The 5,156-nt window shown below is 62.6% G+C and carries 6 protein-coding genes; 3 read left to right on the top strand and 3 right to left on the bottom strand.

Annotation, left to right across the window (positions count from 1 at the left end; genetic code table 11):
• The 3 genes from AC4FAH_RS07635 to AC4FAH_RS07625 all read right to left on the bottom strand — a co-directional run.
• On the bottom strand, positions 1-1,073 hold a 1,073-nt coding region (locus tag AC4FAH_RS07635), incomplete at its 3' end, for an ABC transporter ATP-binding protein (RefSeq protein WP_490245844.1).
• Positions 1,074-1,441: 368 nt separating this feature from the next.
• Positions 1,442-1,603, bottom strand: a complete 162-nt coding sequence (locus AC4FAH_RS07630; RefSeq protein WP_043334518.1) for a YqaE/Pmp3 family membrane protein — start codon at positions 1,601-1,603, stop codon at positions 1,442-1,444.
• A 100-nt stretch (positions 1,604-1,703) separates the two neighbouring features.
• Entirely contained in the window at positions 1,704-1,982 is a 279-nt protein-coding gene (locus AC4FAH_RS07625) for a hypothetical protein (protein ID WP_197738711.1), read from the bottom strand.
• A 375-nt stretch (positions 1,983-2,357) separates the two neighbouring features.
• Here AC4FAH_RS07625 and AC4FAH_RS07620 point away from each other — a divergent pair, with 375 nt between their 5' ends.
• The 3 genes from AC4FAH_RS07620 to AC4FAH_RS07610 form a co-directional block, all read left to right on the top strand.
• Positions 2,358-3,107, top strand: coding sequence for a glutathione peroxidase (locus tag AC4FAH_RS07620; protein WP_107335176.1), 750 nt, complete (start codon positions 2,358-2,360; stop codon positions 3,105-3,107).
• 113 nt (positions 3,108-3,220) lie between these two features.
• The gene (locus AC4FAH_RS07615; RefSeq protein ID WP_153635416.1) at positions 3,221-4,705 is read left to right on the top strand and encodes a dihydrolipoyl dehydrogenase; all 1,485 of its coding nucleotides are present in this window, start codon (positions 3,221-3,223) and stop codon (positions 4,703-4,705) included.
• 158 nt (positions 4,706-4,863) lie between these two features.
• Positions 4,864-5,156, top strand: a 293-nt coding sequence (locus tag AC4FAH_RS07610) for a CBS domain-containing protein (protein WP_490245843.1), incomplete at its 3' end; no start/stop codon positions are given.

The following is a 5,156-nucleotide window of genomic DNA, read 5'->3' as shown; positions in this document are numbered from 1 at the left end:
CCCTCGGCGTTGGGTGTCTTGATGATGAATTCGTCACTGCCACACACCGCCACGCGCGTGCGCAGATGATCTCCAAGATAGATCACCTCGAGCACCTCGGCGGAGAAGACATTGTCGGGAGGGCTTTGCGTGCCCGCGGCGCCTGGCTCTTCCGCCGACAGCAGGCGTACCCGCTCCGGGCGCAGTGACAGCTGGGTGCGCTCGCCGACCTCATTGACGGCCACCTTGAGTGCCCGTACCTGCTCGCCGCTGTCGAGGGTCACCGTGCAATGCTCCCCCTGAGCGTCAAGCTGCGATACCTGGCCGTTGAGGCGATTGTTCTCGCCGATGAAATAGGCGACGAAGGCATTCTCCGGCGCTTCATACAGCGCCTCGGGGGTCGCCAGCTGCTGGACGATGCCGTCATTGAAGACCGCGATGCGGTCCGACATGGTCAGCGCCTCCGTCTGATCGTGGGTCACATAGAGCATGGTGACGCCGAGGCGCTGGTGGATGCGCTTGATCTCGAACTGCATCTCTTCGCGCAGATTCTTGTCCAGCGCCCCCAGCGGCTCATCCATCAGCACCAGCTCCGGCTCGAAGACCAGCGCACGTGCCAGGGCGACCCGCTGTTGCTGCCCGCCGGAGAGCTGCCCCGGACGGCGATCGCCGAATTCGCCGAGTCGCACCATGTCCAGCGCGTTGGCCACCTTGGTCGAGATCTCCTCCTTGCTCATGCCGCGCACTTCCAATGGGAAGGCCAGGTTCTCGGCCACGCTCATGTGCGGAAACAGTGCATAGTTCTGGAAGACCATGCCGATGCCGCGCTTGTGCGGTGGCAAGTCATTGATGGGGGTACCGTCGAGGAGGATGTCGCCGTGGGTCGGCGTTTCGAAGCCTGCCATCATCATCAGGCAGGTGGTCTTGCCGGAACCGGACGGCCCCAGCAGGGTGACGAACTCGCCGCGCTGGACTTCAAGATTGAAGCCCTTGACCACCAGCGTTTCGCCGTCATAGCTCTTTTGCACATCATTGAAGATCGCGAAGCAGGAGCTGGTCTCCTGCGGCGCGTCGGGCTCAGCAGTCGTGACCATGCGTGGTATCCATACGTGTTGTTGTTATCGTGGAGCATGTGATCGAACAGGCTTCACCGACCCTGATCGCTGCCCTCAGTCCCATTTGACCCTACGGGGGCAAGCGAGAGGCGACAAGCGCCGCGCTCGCTGAAAAGCGTTGAAATCAGGCTATGCGAAAGTCTAAATGTTGAACTACCGTCGCCTGCCATTCGCCAAGGGCCCTCGGCATGCACCGCCGCTGAATCACCGACGCCACATGGCGCTTCCCCGGTGAGCGCCCACTGAAAAGCCCCCGCTGCACACAAGGCAGCGGGGGCTTTGGGTCTTTCAACTCTGGGTTGCCCGAGGTGGGCAGCCACATCAGAGCCTCTGGGGCTCAGCGGCGGTCAGAACTTGGTAATGACCCACACCGCGTGGATGATCCCCGGCAGGAAACCGAAGCAGGTCAGGATGATGTTGATCCAGAAATGCTTGTTGGCGACACCCACCTGCATGAGAACGCCCAGCGGCGGCAGGATGATGGCCAGAATGATGCGAATGATATCCATGAGTTGCTCCTTGCGATTGTGACAACCGTGACTCCACGGAGGTCATGAATGTTCGGTACTCGTGTTGATCAGTGTCCTTCTTGATCACAGTCCTTCTCGATCACTGCCCGTCTCGATCAGCGTCAGCCTTGTCGACGTCATCGTCGTGCGCAGAGGCGGATCCGCCGGCGCGGGCCTGACGATCGATCTTCTGGGACAGCTTCTCGGAGTCCGCGGCCAGCTGCTCGTGGTAGCGCTCCCAGTCTTCCCAGTCATGCGGCGTCCCGGTGCGTGGCCGATGGCTGCCGGACTCACGTGCACGTGCCCAGGCATGTTCTTCCAGACTCTGAGGCTTGTCCTCCTCCTTGTCCTTGTCGCCGTCCAGGCCGTGCTTCGCCATGTACTCTCGTGCGTTCATCTATTGCCTCGCTTGCCAGACTCGACGCCTGACGATGCTGTGACGTACCCACTACCTATGGCTGACAGGGGCAAATATCAAGTCTGTATAACTATTTCCGGCAAAAAAGCCGCTTGCCGACCAGCACGTTCCTGCCGAGAACAAGGCCATGAGCCAGCACACGACTGACTGTCAGCAGTATCATCAAGAAAAGCTATCGCCTCGCTTGATGCAATCAAATTCACCCGCAAGAGGCTTGCCCCTAGACTGGCTCCAGTTTCGCAAGGCACTGATTTCTCATGCACTCGACATTGTCATCGAGCCTCAGTCGCCTGCCATCCCCTTTAGATACGTCTCATCGAGACCGGAGCCAATTTCATGCAACTCGAATCACACGAAGGCCAGCAGGTCCCGAACGTCAGCTTCAAGATCCGTCGCGACGGCCGTCTGGTCGAGCGCACCAGCGAGGAGATCTTCTCGGGCCGCAACGTGGTGGTCTTCGCCCTGCCGGGCGCCTTCACCCCGACCTGCTCCTCCACTCACCTGCCGCGCTACAACGAGCTGGCCGATCGCTTCTATGCTGTCGGCGTCGACGAGATCGTCTGCCTGTCCGTCAATGACGCCTTCGTCATGGAGTCCTGGGGCGAGCATCAGGAAGCCGAGAACCTGAGCCTGATCGCCGATGGCAACGGCGACTTCGCCGCCGGCATGGGCATGCTGGTCGACAAGAGCGACATCGGTTTCGGCAAGCGCAGCTGGCGCTATTCCATGCTGGTACGCAACGGCGTGGTCGAGAAGCAGTTCATCGAGCCGCAGAAGCCGGGCGACCCCTTTGAAGTCTCCGACGCCGATACCATGCTCGACTATCTGGACCCGGACGCCGGCCGTCCCAGCTTCGCTACCCTGTTCAGCAAGCCGGGCTGCCCGTACTGCGCACGTGCGAAGCAGATGCTCGACGAAGCACGCATCAGCTACGAAGTCATCGAAGTCGGCACCCGCGGCGTAACCTCACGCACCCTGCGCGCCATGACCGGTCAGGCCACCGTGCCGCAGGTCTGGATCGACGGCGAGCATGTCGGCGGCAGCGATGAAGTCGCCCGCTACTTCGGCAGCCTGACCAGCGCTTGAACGCATCACGCTGACAGGCCCCGATAACTTTCTCTTTTCATCACGCGCGGGCCACGCTCGCGCCTGAGACCCCATTGTCAGGTGCGCCGCTGGCGCGCCTTGAGGAGTACGACGTGAACGAACGCCAGGTTGAAGTCGCCATCATCGGTGCCGGCAGTGCCGGTCTGGGTGCCTATCGCGCCGCCAAGGCACACACCGATTCCGTGGTCATGATCGAAGGTGGCCCCTACGGCACCACCTGTGCCCGTGTCGGCTGCATGCCGTCCAAGCTGCTGATCAGTGCGGCCGAAGCCGCGCATCACGCCCGTGACACCGCACCGTTCGGCATCAATATCGAAGGCGAGGTCAAGGTGGATGGCCGCGCCGTGATGGACCGCGTCAAGCGTGAGCGCGACCGCTTCGTCGGCTTCGTGGTCGAGTCCGTGGAAGGCATTCCCTCCCACGACAAGCTGCGCGGCAATGCGCGTTTCGAGACCGCCAACAGCCTGATCATCGGCGACAACGAGACCCGCGTCACCTTCGAGCGTGTCGTGATCGCCACCGGCTCACGCCCCAGCTACCCGGGCTTCTTCGAGAATGCCGGTGACCGCCTGATCATCAACGACAGCGTCTTCGACTGGGACGACCTGCCGGAATCCGTCGCCGTCTTCGGCCCGGGCGTCATCGGGCTGGAGCTGGGCCAGGCGCTCACGCGTCTCGGCGTGCGCATCCGCATGTTCGGTGTCGGCGGCGCCATCGGCCCGCTGCGTGACGAGAAGCTGCGTGCCAATGCCGATCGCGTCTTCAACGAGGAGTTCTACCTCGACCCGGACGCAAAGGTCGAGAAGATCGAACGTGTCGAGGACGATAACGGTGCCGGGGTCGAGATCACCTTCATCGAGCGTGGCAGCGAAGCTCGCCTCACCGAGCGTTTCGACTACCTGCTCGCGGCCACCGGCCGTCGCCCGAATGTCGATCGCCTCAATATCGAGGCGCTGGGCCTGAAGCTGGACGAGCGCGGCGTGCCGATCTTCAATCGTCACACCCTGCAGACTCGTCTGAGCGACGACACGCCGAGCCATGTCTTCATCGCCGGCGACGCCAACAATGACCTGCCGCTGCTGCACGAAGCCTCCGATGAGGGTCGAATCGCCGGTGACAACGCCGGTCGCTTCCCCGACGTGCGTGCCGGTCAGCGCAAGAGCACCATCGCCGTCGTGTTCAGTGATCCGCAGATGGCCACCATCGGCCTCTCGACCGCCGAGATCGAACAGCGCTACGGTGCCTGCGACTGCTACGCGGTGGGCGAAGTCGACTTCACCGGCCAGGGTCGCTCCCGCGTGATGCGCATGAACAAGGGCATGCTGCGCGTCTATGGCGAGCAAGGCACCGGCCTGCTGCTGGGCGCCGAGATCTTCGGTCCGCGTGCCGAGCACCTCGCCCACCTGCTGGCCTGGTCCCATCAGCAACGCATGACCATCGAGCAGATGCTGGAAATGCCCTTCTATCACCCGGTGATCGAGGAAGGCCTGCGCACCGCGCTGCGTGACCTCAACGCCAACCTGCAGCTGGGCCCGGCCATCGTCGAGCGCTGCATGGAATGCGGTCCGGGTGACTGATACCCCCTCAAGGCAACGGGACGCGCAGCTCACGCAGTGATGCCCTATGCTCTGAACAGATGTTGAATGTCGCCGGCAGTCACGAAAGTGGCTGCCGGCATTCATCGCACGGCTCCCTCACCGGAGAGTCGAAGAGCAGTGACGCAGGAGATCTGCCCATGAAAGCCACCCAGCTCAAGGTGCCCTCGACCCTTCGCGACATCATGTCCCGCGACTGTTATCGCGTGAAGGCGCGCACCAGCATTCTCGAACTCGCCCAGGGCCTGACCCACCACCGTCTGCCCGGCGTGCCGGTCGTGGATGACCTGGACCGCCTGATCGGCTTCATCTCCGAACAGGACATCCTCGGCAAGCTGCTCGACAGTGCCTATCACTGCGGCCAGCATGCCCAGGTCGGCGACCTGATGCGTCACGAAGTCCTCAGCGTCGGCCCGAATGACAGCATCACGGA

This window comes from Cobetia sp., from assembly GCF_983723665.1.
Note: the sequence above shows the minus strand (reverse complement) of the source record. Positions and strands in the feature narration are given on the sequence as shown.

Coding starts and splice junctions, on each gene's coding strand:
- AC4FAH_RS07630 (WP_043334518.1), bottom strand. CDS start 1,603: ATGGATATCATTCGCATCATTCTGGCCATCATCCTGCCGCCGCTGGGC.
- AC4FAH_RS07620 (WP_107335176.1), top strand. CDS start 2,358: ATGCAACTCGAATCACACGAAGGCCAGCAGGTCCCGAACGTCAGCTTC.
- AC4FAH_RS07625 (WP_197738711.1), bottom strand. CDS start 1,982: ATGGCGAAGCACGGCCTGGACGGCGACAAGGACAAGGAGGAGGACAAG.